Origin of the sequence: Halobacterium jilantaiense, from assembly GCF_900110535.1 — an archaeon.
GTDB classification, from domain to species: domain Archaea; phylum Halobacteriota; class Halobacteria; order Halobacteriales; family Halobacteriaceae; genus Halobacterium; species Halobacterium jilantaiense.
In genome coordinates this window covers 484,836-505,856 of record NZ_FOJA01000001.1, presented here as the reverse complement: position 1 = coordinate 505,856, position 21,021 = coordinate 484,836, and the positions used below count along the sequence as shown (strand labels likewise).

Genomic DNA, 21,021 nt, shown 5'->3' with positions numbered 1-21,021 from the left:
GAACTGGTGCCGTGTCCGGTTCCGCAGTCCGCCCACCATGACTGACCAACGAACGACCCGGGAAGCGGAGCGGGAAACCGAAGACGAAGAGGACGAGGAACAGCGTCGACACCACGACGCCGACGAGACGCGGCGCTGTCCCGAATGCGGCGGCGACCTCGTCGAGGACGAGGAACACGGGGAGACGGTCTGCTCGGAGTGCGGGCTGGTCGTCGAGGAGAACGGCATCGACCGCGGTCCAGAGTGGCGTGCCTTCAACTCACACGAACAGGACCAGAAGTCCCGCGTGGGCGCGCCGACGACGAACATGATGCACGACAAGGGACTGTCGACGAACATCGGCTGGCAGGACAAAGACGCCTACGGCAACAGCCTCTCCGGCCGACAGCGCCGCAAGATGCAGCGGCTGCGCAAGTGGAACGAGCGCTTCCGCACCCGCAACAGCAAGGAACGCAACCTCAAGCAGGCCCTCGGCGAAATCGAACGCATGGCCTCGGCGATGGGCCTACCGGAGAACGTCCGGGAGACGGCGTCGGTCATCTACCGCCGCGCGCTCTCCGAGGACCTCCTCCCCGGCCGCAGCATCGAGGGCGTCGCGACGAGCGCGCTGTACGCGGCCGCCCGGCAGGCGAACACGCCCCGGAGCCTCGACGAGGTGGCGAGCGTCAGCCGCGTGGACCGCGACGAGATTGCGCGGACCTACCGGTACGTCGCCCGGGAGCTGAGCCTCGAAGTCGCCCCCACCGACCCCGCGAGCTACGTGCCCCGGTTCTGCTCCGAACTCGATCTCACGGAGGAAGTCGAGCGCCGCGCCCGCGAGCTGCTGTCGGCGGCCGACGACGCCGGCATCACGTCCGGGAAGTCACCCGTCGGGCTCGCCGCGGCGGCCGTCTACGCCGCCGCGCTGCTCGCCAACGAGCGCGTCACGCAGAGCGAGGTCAGCGAGGTCGCGAGCATCAGCGAGGTCACCATCCGGAACCGCTACCACGAGATTCTGGAGGCCGGCGGCGAGACCGGCGTGGAGGCCTGAGACCCCTTTTTCTCGGACAGCAGAGCCGTTTCGAGGGAGTCCGACAGCCACGGCGCTGTGTCGGCCCCCGTACGTCACTCGTCGAAGGCGTGTAACCGACCGGCCGTCAGTCGGGTGGAACCTCGCGGGGACTGGTAGAACACGCGCCGTGAACACCGAGGTAGCCGACACCGAACTCGCCGGCTCGCTCAGGCAATCCCAGCCAACTGGTCCGAACCCTATTTTCTGTCACCGTCGACGTACGTCACGAGGTTTCAACCGTGTTCTACCACGACAACCAGCTCCAGTACGAGGTCGAAGTCGAGGAACCGGACCCCGAGTTCGGGCGGATGCTCCAGCAGGCCATCGGCGGCGTCGAGGGCGAGATGCGGGTCGCCATGCAGTACTTCTTCCAGGCGGCCGCCATCCCGGACGAGCACGCCGAGTACCGGGAGATGCTGCGGGACACCGCCGCCGAGGAACTCGGACACATCGAGATGCTCGCCGCCGCCGTCAACAAGAACCTCCGGGGCGCGTCCGCATCGCTCGGCGACGGCGACTCGGCCGTCTCCGAGCTGCTCCCCCGGCAGTTCCTCTCGTCCGGCATGCACGCGATGCCGACGGACGCCAACGGGGCCGCCTTCGACGGCAGCTGGATCGTCGCCAGCGGCAACCTCGCGGCCGACATGTACGCTAACATCATGGCCGAGTCCACGGGCCGGCTGCTCGCCACGCGGCTCTACGAGCTCGCTGACGACCCCGGGATGAAGGACATGCTCGCGTACCTCATCGCGCGAGACACGATGCACCAGAACCAGTGGATCACCCTCCTGAAGGAACTCGGCGACCCCGAGGAGGTCTTCGACGTGCATCCGATTCCCGACAGCTTCCCGGACGAAGTGGAGAACCAGGAGTTCAGCTACGCGTTCATGTCAACGAACGTCGAACCGCAGGAGGCGACCGACCTCCCGTGGACGACCGGCTCCTCTATCGACGAAGAGGGCGAGTACTCGTTCCTCCGAGAGCTCGACCTCGACGGCGCGCCGATGAGCGTGCCGAAGCCGTCCGCGCAGGCGTACAACGAGCCCGCACCCCAGGGGGAGGACTGACTGGGTCGGCGGAGCGCTGCGCTGCGAGAACGGGGCTGCCCCTCACGGCTCCTCGTCGGGCTCCACGTCGTAGCCGAGCTCCTCGACGGCCGACCGAATCTCCTCGCCTGACACCAGCGACTCGCCGTGCCGGACCTCGGTCTCGCCGGTCTCCGGGTCGATGTCGACGAGCTGGACGCCCTCGTGGTCGCGGAGCGCGTCCTCGATGTTCTCGACGTCGGCCGGCGACCGAGCGTCGGTCACGGTGAACGTCGCTCGGCTAGTCGCCACGGTCACACACCTCCCGGTCCCCGGGCCGCGGGTCGACGCTGCGGCCGCACTCGCTGGCGGCGAGTCGAGGCGTCTCGCTGGCCTGCCGGTCACCCGATGGCATACCGGCGACTTCGGGGAACTGCCGGAAAGGCGTTGTTTCAGGGTACTTGTCCGCCGGGCCGGGCGACCGGACCTCGCCCGACTGGGACTTTCTCGTCCGCCCGGAGCCCGAACCGATTTGCACGGGCCGGCCCTCCCAGCGGGTATGGAGACCACGCGGCACTTCACCGCAACCGTCTACGTCGTCAACGACGGCGCGACCGCCCTCCACGAACACGGCCGGCTCGGTATCACCATCCCGCCCGGCGGGCACGTCGACCGCGACGAACTCCCCCACGAGGCCGGCAAGCGCGAGGTCACGGAGGAACTCGGACAGGACCCCACCATTCTCGGCGAAGCGCCGGACGTACCCGCGCCTGACGGCTTCGCGCTGCCGACGCCGCGCTACCAGCTCTGCTACGACATCAACGTCCACGAGGACGGCACGGTCGGCCACCAACACGTCGACCACGTCTACTTCGCGACCGTCTCCTCCCGGAACGTCGACCCGGGGCCCGACGAAGCACCGCCCGAGGTCTGGGACTGGTACACGCCCTCCGAACTCCGGGCGAGCGAGGACGTCGACCCGGACACGGCCCAGCTCGGCGTCGAAGCCATCGAAGCAGCTACCGAGTAGCTAGCTCGTGTTCGTCATGCCGCCGTCGACCGTGATGCTCTCGCCGTTCACGTAGTCGCCCGCGGCGCTCGCCAGGTAGACCGCCGCGTCCGCGATGTCGCCGGTGTCGGCGAACCGCCCCAGCGGGATGCCGTCGAGGTACTGTTCGCCGGACTCGCTGCCGATGATGGGCACGTCCTCGGTGGTCATCGCCGTGTCGACGAGGCCGGGGTGGATGGCGTTCACGCGCACGCCCTGTGGACCGAGTTCGGCCGCCAGCGAGTACGTCAGCAGCCGGACCGCGCCCTTCGACGCGCAGTAGGTCGCGAAACCGGCCGAGCCACGCAGGCCGGCGACGCTGGAGAGGTTCACGATGGCACCGCCGTCGCCGGCGACCATGCGCTCGGCGGCGGCCTGCGCGCCGAAGAACGTCCCCTTGAGGTTGACGTCCAGCAGCGACTGGAAGTCCTCCTCGGAGACGTCGAGAAAGTCGCCGCCGCGGAACACCCCGGCGTTGTTCACCATCGCCGTGACGCCGCCGAAGTCGTCGGCCGCCGCGACGGCCGCCTCCGTGTCGCTGGGGTCGCTCACGTCGCACTCCACGAACACCGCCGACTGGTCGGTCTCCGCCTCGACGAGTTCGGCCGTCGGGACGTCCTCCTCGGGGTCGCGGGACTCCCGCTGGAGGTCCGCGACCACCACGTCGGCCCCTGCGTCCGCGTACGCCAGGCTGATCGCTCGTCCGATGCCGGAGCTACCGCCGGTCACGACCGCTGCACCGTCGTCCAGGAAATCGGCCATATCGACACCTACGGCGAACGACACCTTTACTCTAGGTGCCGTTTCTCACGCGGGACGAGACGTACTTCGTGACGTGGTCGTCCATCCGCCGCTTGAACCCCGCCTGCCGGGCGAGCCGGTCGACCTCCCGGGCGACCAGACTCCCGTACTGGACGGCCTTCTTGTCCCTGTCGGCGACCGAATCAGGCAGCCACGCGCGAGCGGCCTCGCGGAGCGCGCGCTTCCGCGTTCCCCCCGAGACGAGCCACTCGCCCGGGAGTTCGAGCGCCGCCCGAACCACGTCGTCGTGGAGCAGCGGCGTCACCGGCTCCACGCCCGCCGCCCGCAGCGCGCGAACGTCGCGCTCCAGCTGGTCCGGCAGCGACAGCACCGTCTCCCGGCGCGCGCCCCGGACCGTGTCGGCGTCCGTGCGCGGGTCGTCGGGTGCCTTCGCGACCTTCGCGTAGCCGCCGAACAGTTCGTCCGCGCCCTGCCCGAGCGCGAGCCGGTCGAAGCCGTCCGCGGCCGCGCGCTCCGCGACCAGGTACAGCGGCAGCGCAATCTGGACGTCCATCGCGTTCGTGCGGCCGATAGCCTCTGCGACCTCGGGGACAGCCGCTTCGATGTCGTCGAGGCTCACCTCGTGGACGCGCAGGTCGTCGCTCCGGTCCATCGCTGCGGCCGACTCGCGGGCCGCCTCGATGTCGCTGCTGCCCTCGTAGCCGACGACGTACAGCGGCGCGTCGAGTTCGGCGGCCACGAGCGCCGAGTCCACGCCCCCGGAGAACGCGACGGCGAGGTCGTCACCCGCCGGAACCCCAGCGAGCGCGCCCCGGAGCGCCGCTTGGACCGACTCTACCGGGCGCTCATCGCGGACTGACGGGTCCGGAAGCGACCAGACGCGGTCGCCGACCCCTGCCTCGCCCGCGGCGCGGACGTGGCCCGCGGGCAGCAGCGTCGGGTCAGTCAGTTCGTCGGGGTCGTGGCTCCAGTCGCCGCGGTCGACGTAGCAGAGTTCACGCCCGAGCACGTCTCGGGCGAGACGCCCGTCCGGCAGGTCGCCGGCGAATCCGGCGGTCCCGGGCAACGGGTCGCGGTCCGCGATAGCGCCGGCGACCACGTCGGAGGTCGCGCCGCGCATCAGAAGAAGCTCGCGAGCCGGTTCTTCACGCGGCGCTTCGCGCCCCCGGCGGCCTGCCGGAAGCTGATGTGCCAGGGCGTGCGCTTGCCCTCGACGCTCGTCTCTCCCGCCCGGATGGCGTCGAGGATGCTCTGGACGCTGCGCTCCTCGGCGTTCACTCTCGTGACCGCCTGCCCGACCATCTCGGCGATGTGGGCGTCGCTCCCGGCGGTCATCGGGAGGTCGTTGCGGCGCGCGAACTTCTCGGCCTTCCGGTTCGCGCGCCCGGTCAGCAGCCGCGAGTTGTACACCTCGATGGCGTCCGCCGACGCCAACTCCTCCCGGGAGATGTTCGGCGCGACGCCGCTGCGCGAGGACTGGAACGGGTGAGGGACGATGGCGATGCCGCCCCGGTCCCGGATTTCCGACAGGGTCTCGCCGAACGGCAGCCCCGGCGGGACGGCGGAGTCGACGCCGATGGCGAGCACGTGGCCGGCGGCGCTGGTCACCTCCATCCCCGGAATGCCCACGAGGTCGTAGTCCGGCGCGAGGTCGGCGGCCCGCATGCTCGCGTCGATTTCGTCGTGGTCCGTCACCGCCAGCGCGTCGAGCCCCACCGCCTGTGCCTGCTCGAGGAGCATCTCGACGGGGTCCCGGCCGTCGTAGGAGAGTTCGGAGTGCGCGTGGAGTTCGACCGACAGCACGACCCGAGGTTGCAGTGGCGGGGAGAAAAGCACCTCGGTACCGGTGCGCCGGTCAGCGACGCACCGCGACCAGCGCCGCGGCGGCGGCTGCGGCGAGCGCACCGAGCATGCCGAATCCGGGCACTGTCCCGTTCGAGGACGGGTCGTCGGCCATCCCGGTGGCTCGTTCGGTCGTGGTACCTTCCGACGCAGACTTGGTCGTCGTGGCTCCGTTGGACGTCTCCGTGGTCTGTTCGGCCGTATGGGCTTGGCGAACGAGCATTCGATCCACGTCGCTCTTGTTGCCCTCGACGAAGAGCGCGAGCCGGTAGGCGGCTGGCTCCAGCCGCGGAGCCTGCAGTTCGGTCTCGTTGTTGACCGTCACCGAGTCACCGTCGGTCGCCGAGAGCGTCGTGTCGCTCGTTCCAGCGTTCGAGGCGTCAAACTCGACGGCGACCGTGCCGTCACCGTTCGCGTCGACGATTGTCGCGTTCAGCAGATAGCCGTCGCGCTCGGACCCGACGTGGAGGGTCGCCCGGTCGGTTTCGGTGATGTCGATGGTGAACGCAGCGGTTCCGTTCGGCGTCGTCTCGGGGCCTCGGGTGGAGAACGAGGCCTCCGGCGTCGCGGCTGCACCCACGCCCACGAGGACGAGAGTAAACACGGCGAGGAGAGCGAGTAGGGGAGTTCGTCTCATCGTAGTCGGGCTGAGGTGACGGCCGGAGGTAAAAGCCGGCTTGACTCAAATGGCTTTGTTACGCACGAACGTGCGCATAGAAACGACTAAACCTCGCCGCGAGAACCAAGAAGATGAATGCCACTCGCCGACTCGGACCGACGGCTCGTCGCCGAGGAACTCGGCCGCGACCCCACGCCGGCGGAGGCCGCCCTGTTCGAGAACCTCTGGAGCGAACACTGCGCGTACCGCTCCTCGCGCCCGCTGCTGTCCGCGTTCGACAGCGAGAGCGAGGACGTCGTGGTCGGGCCGGGCGACGACGCCGCAGTCGTCCGGATTCCGGGCACCGACCAGTTGCTCACGTTCGGCGTGGAGAGCCACAACCACCCGAGCTACGTCGACCCCTACGACGGCGCAGCCACCGGGGTCGGCGGCATCGTCCGGGACACGCTCTCGATGGGCGCGTACCCCATCGCGCTCGCCGACTCGCTGTACTTCGGCGACTTCGACCGCGAGCACTCCCGGTACCTCCTCGAAGGCGTCGTGGAGGGCATCGGCGACTACGGGAACGCCATCGGCGTCCCAACCGTCGCCGGGTCCACGCAGTTCCACGACGGCTACGAGGGCAACCCACTCGTGAACGTCGCGTGCGTCGGCCGCCTCGACGAGGACCGGCTCGTGACCGCCGCCGCGAAGGACGCCGGGAACAAACTCGTGCTCGTCGGGAACGCCACGGGCCGCGACGGCCTCGGCGGCGCGAGCTTCGCGAGCGAGGACCTCGCCGAGGACGCCGAGACCGAGGACCGGCCCGCGGTCCAGGTCGGCGACCCGTACACGGAGAAGCTCCTCGTCGAGGCCAACGAGACGCTTGTCGACCGCGACCTCGTCGCTGCCGCCCGCGACCTCGGCGCAGCGGGGCTCGGGGGCGCGTCCTCCGAACTGGTCGCGCTCGGCGACAAGGGAGCCCGCATCGAACTGGACGCCGTCCACCAGCGCGAGCCGAACATGAACGCGCTCGAAATCCTGCTCGCGGAGTCCCAGGAGCGGATGTGCTACGAAGTCACCCCCGACGATGTCGACGCGGTCCGCGAGGTCGCCGAGCGCTTCGACCTCGGCTGCTCGGTCATCGGGGAGGTCACCGACGGCAACTACGTCTGCGAGTTCGAGGGTGAGACGGTCGTCGACGCCCCAGCCGAGTTCCTCGCGGACGGCGCGCCGATGAACGACCTCCCAATGGAGGACCCGACACAGCCCGAGACCGACCGCCCGACGCCGTCCCTCGAAACCGCGGTCGACGCCGTGCTCGCGAGCCCGAACACCGCGAGCAAGGAGTGGGTGTACCGCCAGTACGACCACGAGGTCGGCCTGCGGACGCTCCAGCGCCCCGGAGAAGACGCGGCCGGACTCGCGGTTCACGAAGCCAGCGGTGAGGACACCGAAACCGCCGTCGCGCTCTCGACGGGCACCAGCCCGGGCTGGACTGACTGCGCGCCGTACGAGGGCGCGTACGCGACGGCGGTCGAGAACGCGACGAACCTCGCCGCGCAGGGGGCAGAGCCGCTCGCCGCCGTCGACTGCCTGAACGGCGGGAACCCCGAGAAGCCCGACGTGTACGGCGGTTTCGCGGCGATGGTCGACGGGCTCGCGGACGGCTGTCGCGCCATCGACGCGCCGGTCGTCGGCGGCAACGTCAGCCTCTACAACGACTCTGCAGCCGGCCCGATTCCGCCGACGCCGACGCTCGCGCTGCTCGGGCACCGCGAGGGCTACGACACGCCCGGCACCGCACTCGACGGCGCGGGCGACCTCGTGCTCGTCGGCGGGCACGCCGACGCCCTCGGCGGCTCTGTTCTCCTCCAGGAACTCGGCGGTAGCGACCAGTTCCCGGACGTGGACGCGTCGACAGTCGACGCCGTGCGGGCAGCCGCGACCCACGAGGACACGCTCGCCGTCCACGACGTCAGCGACGGCGGGCTCGCGGTCACGCTCGCTGAGATGGTGACCGAGGACGCCGGCGTGGACGTGGCGGTGCCCGACCTCCCGGCACTGTTCTCCGAGTGCCCCGGCCGCGCGGTCGTGGAGACCACCGACCCCGAGGCGCTACGGGTGGCCGTCGACGCGCCGGTCGTCGACCTCGGCGCGGCGACCGACGACGGTACGCTGTCGGTGTCCGCCGGGGAGGAGACAGTGACCCGGGACGCCGACGCGATTCGCGGCACGCGTGCCGTCCTCGACCGCGAGCTCGACTAGTCGCGAGGCTGCGCAGTCGACGGACTCGCGAGGACGCGGCGTCGGGTCTCGACTGTCTTCAGACGAACGCCGGCAGGGCGTACGCGACGGCGAGGCCGACGAGGAGGACGACGAAGCCGGTCGTGACCTGCCCCATCGAGAACTCCTGCATCGGTGACGTGACTCGTCCCTCGTCGCCGTGGTCGTCGTGGCCGTGGTCGTCGGACATGCCCGGGAATTCTGTGCGCCGGCACTTGGCTGTGTCGAAGGCCGCTACTCGTCGTGGCGGACGATGTGGACGTCGTAGCGGTCGTCCGCGGAGACGGTCTGCCCGACCGACGCCAGCCCGCCGACCATCCGGCCGGCGTTGTCGCTGCCGACGAAGACGACCGCGGCGTCCTGCTCGACCGCGAGTTCGCGGACCGTTCGACTGACACGGCCGCGGGGCGCGTACGCGTCGAGTGTGGCGTACTCGAATCCGACATCGGGGTCGATGGCGGTCACGGCCGCGGTGAGGTTCCGGGCGACCGTCTCGACGTCGAAGGACTCGTCGCCGCCGAGCCACCCGAGTTCGCGGGCGCGACTGGGGTCCCGCTGGATGGCGGTGACGGCGACGACCTCCTCCCCGACGGCGTCGGCGTACTCGACCGCGCGCCGGAGCGCAGTCTTCGCGAGCGGTGAGTTGTCGAAAGCGACGACGTAGGTCATTACGGCTACGAGTGGAGAGTCCGCACCGTTAACGTATCGGAGCGTCCCGGCCGGAGCGGGCTGTCGGCCGCGTCGAGCGGCCGGGTGGCAGCGGGGACCGGACGGCTTTTCTCGGCGTCGGTCGTAGCCGGCGGTAACTGACCGATGACTCTCACCAAGCGCGTCATCCCCTGTATCGACGTGGCGCTCGACGACGACGGCGACGCCGCCGTCTACACCGGTGTGAACTTCGAGGACCTCGAGTACACGGGCGACCCCGTCGAGATGGCGAAACGCTACAACGAGGCGGGTGCCGACGAGTTCGTCTTCCTCGACATCACGGCGAGCGCGGACGGCCGGGAGACGATGCTGGACACGGTCTCCGCGGTCGCCGACGAGGTGTTCATCCCGCTGACTGTCGGTGGCGGCATCCGGGACACGGGAGACATCAAGGAGACGCTGCGGGCCGGCGCGGACAAGGTCTCTATCAACTCCGGCGCAATCGCCGAACCGAGCCTCGTCAATCAGGGCGCGAAGGCGTTCGGCAGCCAGTGCATCGTCATCAGCGTGGACGCGAAGCGGCGCTTCGACGAGCAGGGCGAACACTACGAGCAGGTCGACGGGGAGTCCTGCTGGTTCGAGTGCACAGTCAAGGGCGGCCGCGAGGGGACGGGGCTGGACGTTGTGGAGTGGGCGAACGAGGTCGAGTCCCGGGGTGCGGGCGAACTGTTCGTGAACTCCATCGACGCCGACGGTACGAAAGACGGCTACGACCTGCCGCTGACGGCGGCCGTCTGCGACAGCGTCTCCACCCCCGTCATCGCGTCCTCCGGCTGCGGGAGCCCCGGTGACATGGCAGAGGCGTACGACGCGGGTGCGGACGCCGCACTCGCAGCGTCCATCTTCCACTTCGGCGACTACACCATCGAGGAGACCAAGCGAGCCTTGGACGACCAGGGCTACCCGATTCGGCTGTAGAAACTCCGCCCGCCCCACCCTCGCTCACCAAGCAGCGCTCGCGGCCGTACTCCACGTGAGTGACAGGTAGGGGGCGAATGACTTATGTTTGGAACTGTAGTGGGTTTTTCTATGTCCTACCGTAGTGGGCCTGGTGGCGACGACCAGCGCCCGTCCGACTGTCCGGCTAACGGCCCCCTCGAACCGGGGCGCTCGGTCGTCGAAGCGGTCGAGTGCAACACGGCCCGCTTCGTCGACCTCTCCGGAGCCTCGGGCGGCGTCACGCCCGTCCACCTTGTCGTCTCCGACGCCGAGGCCGAAACGACGACCCTCGACCGCACGCAGGTGTTGTCGCTGCCGGAGCTACAGAACGGGCTCGCGTACTTCGGTCCCGAAGTCGACAGCGTGCGCGTCCGCACGCACCCGGACCGCCGCGTGAACGTCCGCGAACACGTCGCGGCGCTCGAAGAACAGTCGGAGACGGACAGTTTCGAGTTCGGTGGTCGGGCGTTCTCGCTGGCCGTCCAGCTCGGCTAGACCGCCGCCTGGAACGCGTCCGCGAAGTCCTGCAGTTCGTCGCCGGTACGGCCCGCTGCGTCCTGGAGCGCGTCCAGGGGGTCGACGTCCTCTGTCTTGATAGTGAGCAGCGGCTCCGTCTGGCCGCCGGACTGCTCGGGATTCATGTCGTAGGACGCCGCCGTGACCCCGTCGGTCTCTAGCAGCGCGCCCTTCAGCACGTTCATGAACGTGTGATTCTCGCCAGCGACCTCGATGGTCAGCTCCGCGTCGCCCTTCTCGATGACCCGCAAGTCCATGGCCACGAATTCGCTCGTCGGTCGTTTCAACGTTTCGAACCCCCGACCGGTGGCGGCGAACGGCTCCCGTGCCGCTGGTTTATTGTCTTCCGGTTCGCCACAGTGTCGTATGCACCTCTCGCCGGCCGCCGTCGTCGCGGCCACCACGGTCGTCGCCGTCCTCCTCGCGGTCGCCGTCCCTCGATTCCGTCGGTTGCGCTGGCTCGGCGTCGCCGCCGTCGTCGGCCTGCTCGCCGGCTTCGCCGTCGCCACCGCGCTCGGCTCGCTCGGGCCGTGGCGCGCCGTCGCGAACGCCGCCATCGTCGCGCTGGTCGCGACCGGCGTCGCCGTCTTCACGCGCGGTGACGGTCGCCGCGAACTCCAGGCCGTCCGGTCGCGGCTGCTGTTCGGCGTGCCCTGGGGGACACTCGTCGTGACCGTCGGCGTCGTCGCGTTCTACCTGTTCGTGCAGTTCGGACGGGGCGGCGGCGCGCTCGTCCTGCCGTTCGTCTCCTGGTCGTACGCCTACCCGCTGGGCGTCCTCGCGTCCCCCATCGCCCACGCCGGCCTCGGCCACGTCACCGGGAACGTCATCGGCACGCTCGCGCTCGCTCCCATCGCCGAGTACGCGTTCTCCCACTACCCGACCGACCGCGGCGACTCCTCGTTCGCGTCCTGGCGCTCGAACCCCTACGTGCGGGCGCTCGTCCTCTTTCCCTTGGGCGTTTTCGCGGTCGCTCAGCTCACGGGGATATTCTCCTGGGGTGCCACAATCGGCTTCTCCGGGGTCGTGTACGCGTTCGCCGGGTTCGCGCTCGTGAAGTACCCGCTGGCGACCGTCGTCGCCGTCACCGGCCGCGACGTCATCTCGGTGCTGTGGAACACGCTCGGCGACCCCGTGACGTTCGCGTCGGCGTCGCCCTCGTTCGGGCCGCCGTGGTGGGCGGGCATCGCCGTCCAGGGGCACCTCTTCGGCTTCCTCGTCGGAGCCGTTCTCTCCGCCGCCCTGCTCGCTCGACGGGGCGAACGGCCCAACGCCGCCCGCGTCTGGGTCGGGTCCGTCGTGCTCGCCACGTCGATGTCGCTGTGGGCGGTCTGGTGGTACGGCCAGTCCGCCGAGTACGTCCTGTTCCGGGCGGGCGGGCTGCTGCTGGTGGTCGTGCTCGCCGTCGTGCTCGCCGCCGCCGCGGGGGCAGACGACCACACGTTCGTCGGAGACCTCACGGGCCGTCAAGCGGCCTCGCTCGCGCTGCTGCTGCCCGTACTCACGATGTGCGTCGTCGCCGTCCCCGTGAACCTCACCACCGTCTCGGACGCCGACCTCCCCGGTGACCCCGTATCCGTCGAGGGGTACGAGGTGACGTACGCGGAGAACGTGACGAACGAGCGAGTCGCCGCCGTCGACGTCCCCTACTTCGAGCAGGCGACGAACGTCTCCGCCAGCGGGGTGGTCGTCGCGAACGCCGAGCGCAGCCTCTGGACGGAGCAGGTGAGCGCGGGTGAACTCGCGTTCTACGGCGACACCGCCGTCACCGTCGGCGGCGTCGGCTGGAAAGAGACCGTCTGGGTCCACCGCCGCGGCTGGGTGACCGACGGTGACGGTGCCGTCTACAACGTCTACGTCGACCCGCCGGACGCCGACTGGCGGCACGCCTACGCGTCCGAGAGCGCGACCGCGGACCCCGTGCTGGACGGCCAGCGCGTCAGACTCGCGGCCGAGGGCGGCGCGTTCGGCGTCGAGGTCGTAGAGAACGGCACTGTCGTCGGCACTGCCGGAATTCCGGACGAGAACGAGACCGCGGCCGCTGGCACGCTCACGTTCGAGCGCAACGCCACCCGGCTGGTCGCTCACCACGAGAACACGACCGTGACTGTCGCCCGCGAGGAGACCTACGAGTAGTCCGCAGTCCTACCACTCGATTCGGAACACTTCGACGTCCAGCACCTCGCGGTCGCTGGTGTGGAAGTCGAACTGCGCGCTGACCGGGAAGTCGGCGGCGAACGCGTGCGTGACCTCGCCGCCGCGGTCGCTCGCGAACGACTCGACGAACCCCTTGCTACCGGCGTTGTGCACCGTGTACGAGACGCCCGCGAGGTCGGCGGCGGTTTCGAGGAACGCGCGGTCGGCGTGTTCGTTGCCGCGCTGCGCGCCGAACGGCGGGTTCGAGACGACGGTGTCGACCGCCGAGAGCGGTGGTCGGGTGGCGTCCCCCCGGAGCCAGTCGACGTTCGTTCCGGGGTCGACCCGGCGCTCGTTCTCGCGGGCGACTCGGAGCGCCTCGGCGTCGAGTTCGACCGCCAGCACGCGCGCCGGCGAGCGCGTGGCGGCGGCGAGCGCGAGCATCCCCGTGCCCGCGCCGAGGTCGGCGACGCTGCGGCCGGCGAGGTCACCGTGGAGGTCCGCGAGGTGGAGGACGTGGGCGGCGAGGTCGGCGGGAATCGGGTACTGCTCTAGCTCCGGGTCCGGGTCGGCGAACCCCTCGACGGCCGCGAGCCGCTTGGCCAGCGCGCGCTTCACGGGTCAGTGGAGGAGTGGGGCCGCGAAGAATCCTGCGTCCGCTGGGAGTGACGGTGGCGTCAGTCGAGGTCCAGTCCCTGCACGTCGAGCGTGACGCCGTCGCGGTGTGCGCGCTCCTCGACGGCGGCGAGCGCCGGACGCGCCTTCTCGGGGGCAGTGACGTCGGCGACGTCGACGGTGAGGCGGTTCGCGCCGAGGAACGCAGCGGCGTCGACGAGGTCGCGGAGCCGGTCGGCTTCGCGCTGCGTGGCGAGCGAGCAGTCCTCCCCGAAGCGGGCTTCCGTCGTGACTTCGGCGGGGACGTAGCCCTCGCTGGCGAGGTCGTCTGCGAGGTGGCGGAGGTCGTCGCGGGGGGTGTTCGCGATGGTGTCCGCGTCGACGGCGACGGGGGTCTGGTCGGTCGGTCGGCAGCCGTCGAGCGCGCCGGTGGCCTGGGTCGTACTCATCTTGGACACGAATACATGGTGGAAATACAAAAGCCTTTGCAGATGCACAGTAGTAATTAGGCGTGGTGTATGTCGGCGGTAGATTATATCCGGACTCGGCCGTAATTCGCTACAACTCATGTCGCCAGGGAGCCCCCCGCGCGACGTCGAGGACAGCGTTCGAGTTCTCCACGTCGACGACGACGCGGCGTTCCTCGACCTCGCCGCCACGTACCTCGAACGCCACGACCTCGCCGTCCTAACGGCGACCGACACCGACGAGGCCCTCGCCGTTCTCGCCGACTACCACGTCGACTGCGTCGTCTCGGATTACGACATGCCGGGGATGGACGGCCTGGAGTTTCTGGAGACCGTTCGAGAGAACTACCCGGGCCTCCCGTTCGTGCTGTTCACCGGGAAGGGCAGCGAAGCCATCGCGAGCGAGGCCATCTCAGCTGGCGTCACCGACTACCTCCAGAAGGACACCGGAACCGACCAGTACACCGTCCTCGCCAACCGCGTGCGCAACGCCGTCGAACACGACCGCTCGAAGCGCGCGCTCGGCGAACGCGACCGCCGCCTCCGCACGCTCTTCCAGAACCTCCCCGGGATGGCCTACCGGTGTCTGAACGACCCCGACTGGCCGATGGAGTTCGTCGCCGGCGAAGTCGAGTCGATGTTCGGCTACTCCGCCGACGCGCTCGAATCCGGAGACGTGGTCTGGGGCGAGGAGGTCATCCACCCCGAGGACCGCGAGTTCGCGTGGCAGACCGTCCAGGACGCGCTCGAAGACGAGCGCCCGTTCGAGCTCACGTACCGCATCGAGACGCCCGACGGCGACGTCCGCCACGCCTGGGAGCGCGGCCGCGGCGTCGGCGAAGCGGACGACGGCGTCGTCGCAATCGAGGGGTTCATCACCGATATCACCGAGCGCGTCCGGCGGGAGCGCGAGCTGGAACGCCGGAACGCCCGGCAGTCGGCGCTGTTCGAGCAGTCCCCGGACATGATAAACATCCACGACGCCGACGGGGCCTTCGTGGAAGCCAACCGCCGGTTCTGTGAGGAACTCGGCTACGACGAAGACGAAGTCCTCGACCTGTGCGTCTGGGACGTCGACACCGCCGTCGGCCCGAGCGACGTCGAAGCCATGCGCGAGGAGACGGACTACGGCGACCTCCGACGCATCGAAACCACCTACCGGCGCGCCGACGGCTCGACGTTCCCCGTCGAAGCCCACCTCACGCGCCTCGACACCGAGGGCGACGAGGAGTTTCTGGTGTTCAGTCGGAACGTCTCCAACCGCGTCGCACGGGACCGGGAACTCCAGCAACTCCGGGAGAGCTACGAGACCGTCTTCGAGCACGCCCAAGACGCGCTCTTCCTCGTCAACGTCGAGGACGACAGCGAGAATCCGACGTTCGTCTTCGACACCACCAGTCCGGCCCACGAGTCTCTTACGGGCGTCCCCACCGACGAGCTGGCCGGGCGGACGCCCCGGGAGGCGTTCAACGACACCGTCGCCGACGAACTCGAATCGAGCTACCAGGACATTCTGGACACCCGAGAGACGGTGTTCAAGGAAGTCGAACTCCCCTTCCCCGCCGGCGAGCGAGTCGTCAGCGTGAAGATATCGCCGGTGGTCGTCGACGGAGACATCACCCAACTGGTCGGTATCGCGCGGGACACGACCGACCGACGGGAGCGCGAGCGGGAGCTCCAGCGGCAGAACGACCGCCTGGAGAAGTTCGCGAGCATCGTCAGCCACGACCTCCGCAACCCCCTGAGCGTCGCGGAGGGCCACCTGGAGATGGCCCTGGAGACCGGAGACACCAGTCACCTCGACAGCGTCGCGGCGGCTCACGACCGCATGCGGACGCTCATCGAGGACATCCTCACGCTCACCCGCGAAGGCGAGACCGTCACCGACTTCGAGGCCGTGGACTTGGCGGCCGTCGCGGCGGACTGCTGGGCGCTCGTCGACGCCCCTGCCGCCACCGTGGACGTACAGGACTCGGCGTCCGTCCTCGCGGACCGGAGCCGGCTCCAGCAGGTCTTCGAGAATCTCTTCCGGAATGCCATCGAACACGGCTCGACGAGTCCTGACTCACAGGCTCGGCAGGGCGCTGTCGAAGACGGCGGCAACGACGTCACAGTCACGGTCGGCAGGCTCGCGAACGGCTTCTTCGTGGCTGACGACGGCCCCGGCGTCCCCGCCGAGGACCGCGAGGCGGTCTTCGAGTCCGGCTACACGACCAGCGAGCACGGCACCGGCTTCGGACTCACCATCGTCGCCGAAATCGTCGACGCGCACGGGTGGGACATCTCGCTGACCGAGAGCGAGAACGGCGGCGCACGGTTCGAAATTCGGGGCGTCGACTTCGCGGAGAACAGCGGGCAGGACGGCGGCGCGGCGTGACGACCGGGCTACCAGGTGCCGTGGAAGGTGTCGAAGGAGAGTTCGTCCAGCGGCTTGTTCCCGACCGCAATCTCGTACTCGCCGGGGGTCAGCATCGGCTTGTGGAACTGCGGGCCGTCGTCGGTCGTGATACGCGGACAGCCCGTGTTCACGAACGCGTCCATGTCGAAGTTCATCAGGCGGTCCGGCGTCACCTCGTCCATCGTGATGAGGTAGGCGTTGTCGTTGTTCTCGACGATCTCCTCGGCCTGATCGAACCGGCCCTGTCCGATCTTCGTGCAGAAGATGACGCCCCACTTCTCGGCGTCCATCGCCTTGTGGACGGAGGCGTAGCGCTGCTTGAGGAACTGCTCGGCGTCGGCCACGGAGACGGCGTTGTTCACCGGGTCGGCGATGACGACGTGCTTGTCGGGGTGTTCCATCGCGAGGCCGAGGGGGTGGAACTTCCCGCCGCCGACGTACAGCACCTGGTCGGCGTCGATGTCCGCGCTCGCGTAGTTGCAGCCGAGGACCTGGCCCTCGTGAGTGAGCCGGTCGTCGCCGCGGCGCGTGTGGACGGTGAAGCCGCGCTCCTCCAGCCACGTCCGCATCTCCTCGAACTGGTTCATGTGCTGGGCGGTCGTGACGAGGCCCACGTCGTCCTCTTCGAGTTCGTCGAGGGACTGCTCCATGATGGGTTCGACGTCGACGTTCGAGAACAGCGGGACGTAGATGATGGAGTCGGACTCCTTCATCGGCGAGTGCCCGAAGTGCACGAACACGTCGGTGCGCCGCATCAGGTAGGTGTCGAGGTCGCAAGCGCCGTAACACGGCTGTCCGGACAGCAGGATGCGCACGCCGTCGAGGCGCTCCCGCAGGTCGTCGGCGACGGCGGGCCCGCGGCGTTTGAGGCCCTCGGGGAACTGCAGCCCGACTTTCTCGGCGTCCTGGTCTTCGACCTCCTCGACGATGCGGTCGAGTTCGTAGTCCCAGGTCCGGTCGTGTCGCAGCGACAGCCCCGTGTTCCGGAGGTCTCCGGCGGAACGGGTCTCCTCGTTGCTCATTACGCGCTGATAGAGAGTTCGCGCGTTTAACCCCGGCGGTTCCCCCACGAGCGGCGGACGAGTGGGGGTTCCGGCAGCTTGAAACGACGCCGGTCCGAACGTACGTGGCATGAGCGTCGAAACCGACGCGGCGACCACCGACGAGGACCACGCCGCAGACGACATCGCGCGCCAGCTCGGTGAAGCCATCACCGACACGCCGGAGTACCGCCGGTTCGTCGAGTCCAAGCAGGCGGTCGAGAACGACGACGAGGTGCAGTCGCGTATCGACGAGTTCGAGCAGCTCCGCCAGGAGTTCATGCTCGCGCGGCAGTCCGGGGACGCCGACCAGGAAGCGCTCCAGGAGGTCCAGGACGCCCAGGAGCGACTCCACGGCCACCCCGTGATGGCAGAGTACCTCGCCGCCCAGGACGCCCTGGAGGACCGATTCGAGGTGCTGAACGACCTCATCAGCGAGCCGCTGGACGTGGACTTCGTCGGCGAGTCCGGGGCCTGCTGTCAGGACTAGTTCTGTGTCGCGTCGGCGAGCGCGTCCGCTGCGAGGTTCCGCGTGGCCCGCCGCAGCCGTTCGCTGGCCGACTGCTCCGAGATGCCGAGCTCGTCGGCGACCACTGACAGCGACCCCGTTCTCGGGACGTCGAGGTAGCCGCAGTCGAGTCCGAGCCGGAGCGCTTCGCGCTGCGCGTCAGTGAGGGGGTCTGGCTCCGCGCTCCCCGGGTCGCCGTAGATGCGGTGGAGCGTGAACGAGATGTCCTCCGTCTCGCAAGTCGACTCGAACTCGGCGAGGGCGTCTCTGTCGGGGAACCGGACGCGCTGGAACCACGTGCCGTCCTGGCACTCGACGTGGAGCTGTGCCGCGCCGAGTTCCAGCCAGTCGGTGTACAGCTGGACTTCGGACTGCTCGGACGTCCGGTAGTTGTACAGCCGGCGGTCGGGCAGGTCGTCGATCAGGACGACGTCCGTGGTCGTCGGGTCCGCCCGGAGCGCGTCGTCGAAGGCGTCGAGACAGCCCCCGACCGCCCAGGCCATCGTCTTCACGCCGCCGTCGACGTCCGCGTCGACCGACTCCACGTCGACGGTCACGCCCGGCACCGTGGTGGTCGCCCCGTGGAGGTTCAACCGCGGTGAGTCGAGGGAGAACTCGACGATGACGCTCATCCGTCCTAGAACGTGCTCCTGTGCGGTTAAGTGCCACGACGGAACCCCGGAGGCTTAGGGGAGGCGTCCGTACGCCTACCCATGGTTCACTCCGACTGGGACGACTGGCTGCCGGCGGTGGTCGCGGACGCAGACCCCGACGGGGTCGCGGTCTGGTACCTCGGGTGCAACGGCTTCGTTTTGAAGGGCAGCGGGGGGACGACGCTGTTCGTCGACCCCTACCTCGGGACCGGCGACCCACCCCGCACGGTGCGGATGATTCCCGTGCCGTTCGACCCGCGGGACGTCACCGAGGCCGACGCCGTCTTCGCCACGCACGAACACACCGACCACGTCCACGGGCCGAGCCAAGCGCCAATCCTCGCCGAGACGGACTGTCCGCTGTACGCGCCCGACGACTCCGTCGCCGTGGCCCGCGACGACGAGGAGTGGCACGACCGGTACGCCGTCGCCGCCGACCAGTACCGCGAGGTCGCGGAGGGCGACACAATCGAGGTCGGTGAGTTCACCGTCCACGTCGAGGTGGCCCACGACCCGGACGCCACCCATCCGGTCTCGTACGTCTTCGAGCACGACGCCGGCACGGTGTTCCACGGCGGCGACACCAAACCCACCGAGGACTTCGACCGCGTCGGCGACGAGTACGACATCGACCTCGGCATCCTCGCGTTCGGCTCGGTCGGCCAGCTCCCGGACAAGGAGACCGGCGAACCGACGCTGAAGCGCTGGTACAACGACGAGAACCAGATAATCGAGTGCGCTCGCGCGCTCCAGGTCGACCGGCTGCTGCCGTCCCACTGGGACATGTGGAAGGGCATGACGGCGGACCCGACGGCGCTGTACCACCACGCCCGCAGCTTCGAGTACCCGGAGCGTCTCGACGTCGTCGAAATCGGTGACCGCGTGGACGTCGAGTAACCGCCTCCGGTCCGGCGACTGACAGCCCGAGCCGCCCGCGCTGCGAGCCGCCGGGCAATTTAAGGGCTTCTCCCCGTAGGTGGCTGTATGCACGACTTACGCGCGGGTGGTTGCGGTGAGTGACGAGACAGTCGTCGAGACGGACGGCGTCACCGTCAGCAAGTTCTTCAACGCCGAGGATTTCCCCGTTCCGGCGGTCGCCTTCGAGGTCTCTTCGTCCCGGGACGCCGACGTCACGCTGACCATCACGGACGAGATTCCGGACGAGTTCGGCATCGACCAGATCGGGTTCCACCCAGAGTACGGCAGCGAACACTGGACCGCGACGGGTGACGGCATCGTGTGCTTTGAGCGCGAGGTCGACGCCGGCGAGGAGTTCACGACCGTCTACGGCGTCCGGATGGAGGAGGGCCAAGACGAGACGCCGTTCCTCTCCGCGCCCGACGTGGCGGTCGACGGCGAGGACATCGGTGAGGTCGTCCCGCCGGAGTCGACAGACGTGGTCCGCGAACTCGCGGGCGGCGAGCGTGACACCGTCCCCGGCCTCGAGGACGACGACGCGGTCGAGGCCGAGGTCGAGGTGGAGGCCGGGGCTGGCGCGAGCGGCGGCATCGACTCGACGCCGAACGACGACGCCGAGATTCTCGGCGACGACGCGGGCCTCGTAGACGACGGGAGCGACGACGAGGACGAGCCGACGTTCGACGACGCCGAGACAGAGCGGCTCGCGGCCGAAGAAGACGAGGACTCCTTCGACACCGGGTCCCTCGACACCGACGCCGCCGACGGCACCGGCACCGCGCTCGACGCCGGGTCGTCGTTCGGCGACGCCGGCGACTACGACACCGACGAGGAGACCGACCTCGAAGCGGAACTCGGGGGGGACCACGACGCCGACCCGGACCCCGTCGACCCCGAGCCGGCCGAGCCCGTCGGCTTCGACGAAAGTCAGGTCGCGGCCGCGCTCGCCGACGCTATCCGGAACGACGAGGTCTACGACGACGACCTCGAAACCATTCAGGGCGCGCTCGGCGGCGTCCCGCAGTCCACGGAGGTCGAAATCGACCACCTGCAGTCTCGCGTCTCGGAGCTCGAAGCCTACACGGACGCCCTCGAAGCGTTCATCGACGAGAACGGTGCGGCACAGGAACTGCTCGCGGACTTCGAAGACGACATCGAGGACCTGGAGAACGAGCTCGCGGACGTCCACGCGGACGTGGCGACCGTCGAGGAGTCCGTGTCGGCCGCCGACGAGGACCGCGAGGACCTCTGGGCGGAGGTCGAGACCGTCGAGTCGAAGTTCGGTGCCGTCGACGACCTCGAGGAGTCTCTCGACCGCCTGCGCGGCGACGTGGACGCCCTCGACGAGCGCCTCGCGGACACCGAGGACGACGTGCTCGCCCTCGAAGATGTCGAGGACGACATCGAGGACCTCGAAGAAGACCTCGACGACGTCGAGGAGACGGTCGAGGACATCGACGAGTGGCGCAGCCAGCTCTCCGACGTCTTCGGCGCGTAGACTCACGGAATCA

23 protein-coding genes are annotated in these 21,021 nt (G+C 69.3%); 11 read left to right on the top strand and 12 right to left on the bottom strand.

Features of this window, described 5'->3' with window-relative positions; genetic code table 11:
- Positions 1-37: 37 nt before the first annotated feature.
- Positions 38-1,030 carry a transcription initiation factor IIB gene (locus BMW35_RS02665; protein WP_089667829.1) on the top strand — a complete coding sequence of 331 codons (993 nt, stop codon included), beginning with the start codon at positions 38-40 and terminating at the stop codon, positions 1,028-1,030.
- Between the two features lie 260 nt (positions 1,031-1,290).
- Positions 1,291-2,118, top strand: a complete 828-nt coding sequence (locus BMW35_RS02660; RefSeq protein ID WP_089667827.1) for a manganese catalase family protein — start codon at positions 1,291-1,293, stop codon at positions 2,116-2,118.
- A gap of 42 nt (positions 2,119-2,160) precedes the next feature.
- On the opposite strand, the gene BMW35_RS02655 is transcribed toward BMW35_RS02660, so the two are convergent.
- Positions 2,161-2,388: a heavy-metal-associated domain-containing protein gene (locus tag BMW35_RS02655; RefSeq protein WP_143052134.1), complete on the bottom strand. Its 228-nt coding sequence runs from the start codon at positions 2,386-2,388 to the stop codon at positions 2,161-2,163.
- Positions 2,389-2,635: 247 nt separating this feature from the next.
- On the opposite strand from BMW35_RS02655, the gene BMW35_RS02650 reads away from it, so the two are divergent.
- Positions 2,636-3,106 (top strand): NUDIX domain-containing protein, encoded by a 471-nt coding sequence (locus tag BMW35_RS02650; protein WP_089667822.1) that lies wholly within the window; start codon positions 2,636-2,638, stop codon positions 3,104-3,106.
- Here BMW35_RS02650 and BMW35_RS02645 read toward each other — a convergent pair whose 3' ends face one another.
- Genes BMW35_RS02645 through BMW35_RS02630 form a run of 4 tightly spaced genes read right to left on the bottom strand, consistent with a single transcriptional unit; the run spans position 3,107 to position 6,365 of the window.
- Positions 3,107-3,886, bottom strand: a complete 780-nt coding sequence (locus BMW35_RS02645; RefSeq protein WP_089667819.1) for an SDR family oxidoreductase — start codon at positions 3,884-3,886, stop codon at positions 3,107-3,109.
- Between the two features lie 31 nt (positions 3,887-3,917).
- A complete protein-coding gene (locus BMW35_RS02640) occupies positions 3,918-5,006 on the bottom strand; it encodes an asparagine synthase C-terminal domain-containing protein (protein ID WP_089667818.1) in 1,089 nt (362 codons plus the stop codon).
- Positions 5,006-5,689, bottom strand: coding sequence for a PHP domain-containing protein (locus BMW35_RS02635; RefSeq protein ID WP_089667815.1), 684 nt, complete (start codon positions 5,687-5,689; stop codon positions 5,006-5,008). Before BMW35_RS02635 ends, BMW35_RS02640 begins: the two co-directional genes overlap by 1 nt.
- Positions 5,690-5,741: 52 nt before the next feature.
- Complete coding sequence (locus tag BMW35_RS02630; protein WP_143052133.1) at positions 5,742-6,365, bottom strand: DUF7827 domain-containing protein; 624 nt, start codon at positions 6,363-6,365, stop codon at positions 5,742-5,744.
- A 117-nt stretch (positions 6,366-6,482) separates the two neighbouring features.
- On the opposite strand from BMW35_RS02630, the gene purL reads away from it, so the two are divergent.
- A complete protein-coding gene (gene purL, locus BMW35_RS02625) occupies positions 6,483-8,594 on the top strand; it encodes a phosphoribosylformylglycinamidine synthase subunit PurL (protein ID WP_089667811.1) in 2,112 nt (703 codons plus the stop codon).
- Between the two features lie 58 nt (positions 8,595-8,652).
- Here the strand turns inward: purL and BMW35_RS15470 are convergent, their stop codons facing one another.
- The gene (locus BMW35_RS15470; protein WP_177170760.1) at positions 8,653-8,802 is read right to left on the bottom strand and encodes a DUF7550 family protein; all 150 of its coding nucleotides are present in this window, start codon (positions 8,800-8,802) and stop codon (positions 8,653-8,655) included.
- A 44-nt stretch (positions 8,803-8,846) separates the two neighbouring features.
- Complete coding sequence (locus tag BMW35_RS02620; RefSeq protein ID WP_089667809.1) at positions 8,847-9,281, bottom strand: universal stress protein; 435 nt, start codon at positions 9,279-9,281, stop codon at positions 8,847-8,849.
- Positions 9,282-9,425: 144 nt separating this feature from the next.
- Between BMW35_RS02620 and hisF the strand changes: the two genes are divergently transcribed.
- Positions 9,426-10,238, top strand: a complete 813-nt coding sequence (gene hisF / locus BMW35_RS02615) for an imidazole glycerol phosphate synthase subunit HisF (protein WP_089667807.1) — start codon at positions 9,426-9,428, stop codon at positions 10,236-10,238.
- A 111-nt stretch (positions 10,239-10,349) separates the two neighbouring features.
- Positions 10,350-10,754 (top strand): hypothetical protein, encoded by a 405-nt coding sequence (locus BMW35_RS02610; protein ID WP_089667802.1) that lies wholly within the window; start codon positions 10,350-10,352, stop codon positions 10,752-10,754.
- Here the strand turns inward: BMW35_RS02610 and BMW35_RS02605 are convergent.
- Positions 10,751-11,032: a DNA-directed RNA polymerase subunit L gene (locus BMW35_RS02605; protein ID WP_089667799.1), complete on the bottom strand. Its 282-nt coding sequence runs from the start codon at positions 11,030-11,032 to the stop codon at positions 10,751-10,753. The genes BMW35_RS02610 and BMW35_RS02605 overlap by 4 nt on opposite strands.
- 109 nt (positions 11,033-11,141) lie before the next feature.
- On the opposite strand from BMW35_RS02605, the gene BMW35_RS02600 reads away from it, so the two are divergent.
- Entirely contained in the window at positions 11,142-12,911 is a 1,770-nt protein-coding gene (locus BMW35_RS02600; protein WP_089667797.1) for a rhomboid family intramembrane serine protease, read from the top strand.
- A gap of 9 nt (positions 12,912-12,920) precedes the next feature.
- Here the strand turns inward: BMW35_RS02600 and BMW35_RS02595 are convergent, their stop codons facing one another.
- Positions 12,921-13,529 carry an METTL5 family protein gene (locus tag BMW35_RS02595; protein WP_089667794.1) on the bottom strand — a complete coding sequence of 203 codons (609 nt, stop codon included), beginning with the start codon at positions 13,527-13,529 and terminating at the stop codon, positions 12,921-12,923.
- Between the two features lie 59 nt (positions 13,530-13,588).
- Positions 13,589-13,975, bottom strand: coding sequence for a DUF7961 family protein (locus BMW35_RS02590; RefSeq protein ID WP_089667792.1), 387 nt, complete (start codon positions 13,973-13,975; stop codon positions 13,589-13,591).
- A 118-nt stretch (positions 13,976-14,093) separates the two neighbouring features.
- On the opposite strand from BMW35_RS02590, the gene BMW35_RS02585 reads away from it, so the two are divergent.
- Positions 14,094-16,370, top strand: coding sequence for a hybrid sensor histidine kinase/response regulator (locus BMW35_RS02585; RefSeq protein WP_089667790.1), 2,277 nt, complete (start codon positions 14,094-14,096; stop codon positions 16,368-16,370).
- 8 nt (positions 16,371-16,378) lie between these two features.
- Here BMW35_RS02585 and dph2 read toward each other — a convergent pair whose 3' ends face one another.
- Complete coding sequence (gene dph2 / locus BMW35_RS02580; protein ID WP_089667788.1) at positions 16,379-17,413, bottom strand: diphthamide biosynthesis enzyme Dph2; 1,035 nt, start codon at positions 17,411-17,413, stop codon at positions 16,379-16,381.
- 109 nt (positions 17,414-17,522) lie between these two features.
- Here dph2 and BMW35_RS02575 point away from each other — a divergent pair, with 109 nt between their 5' ends.
- Positions 17,523-17,921 carry a YlbF/YmcA family competence regulator gene (locus tag BMW35_RS02575; protein WP_089667787.1) on the top strand — a complete coding sequence of 133 codons (399 nt, stop codon included), beginning with the start codon at positions 17,523-17,525 and terminating at the stop codon, positions 17,919-17,921.
- Here the strand turns inward: BMW35_RS02575 and BMW35_RS02570 are convergent.
- Positions 17,918-18,571 carry a helix-turn-helix domain-containing protein gene (locus BMW35_RS02570; RefSeq protein WP_089667785.1) on the bottom strand — a complete coding sequence of 218 codons (654 nt, stop codon included), beginning with the start codon at positions 18,569-18,571 and terminating at the stop codon, positions 17,918-17,920. The two genes, BMW35_RS02575 and BMW35_RS02570, sit on opposite strands and share 4 nt — an antisense overlap.
- A gap of 81 nt (positions 18,572-18,652) precedes the next feature.
- On the opposite strand from BMW35_RS02570, the gene BMW35_RS02565 reads away from it, so the two are divergent.
- Positions 18,653-19,489, top strand: a complete 837-nt coding sequence (locus tag BMW35_RS02565; protein ID WP_089667783.1) for an MBL fold metallo-hydrolase — start codon at positions 18,653-18,655, stop codon at positions 19,487-19,489.
- Between the two features lie 115 nt (positions 19,490-19,604).
- Positions 19,605-21,008, top strand: coding sequence for a hypothetical protein (locus tag BMW35_RS02560; protein WP_177170759.1), 1,404 nt, complete (start codon positions 19,605-19,607; stop codon positions 21,006-21,008).
- Positions 21,009-21,021 lie beyond the last annotated feature (13 nt).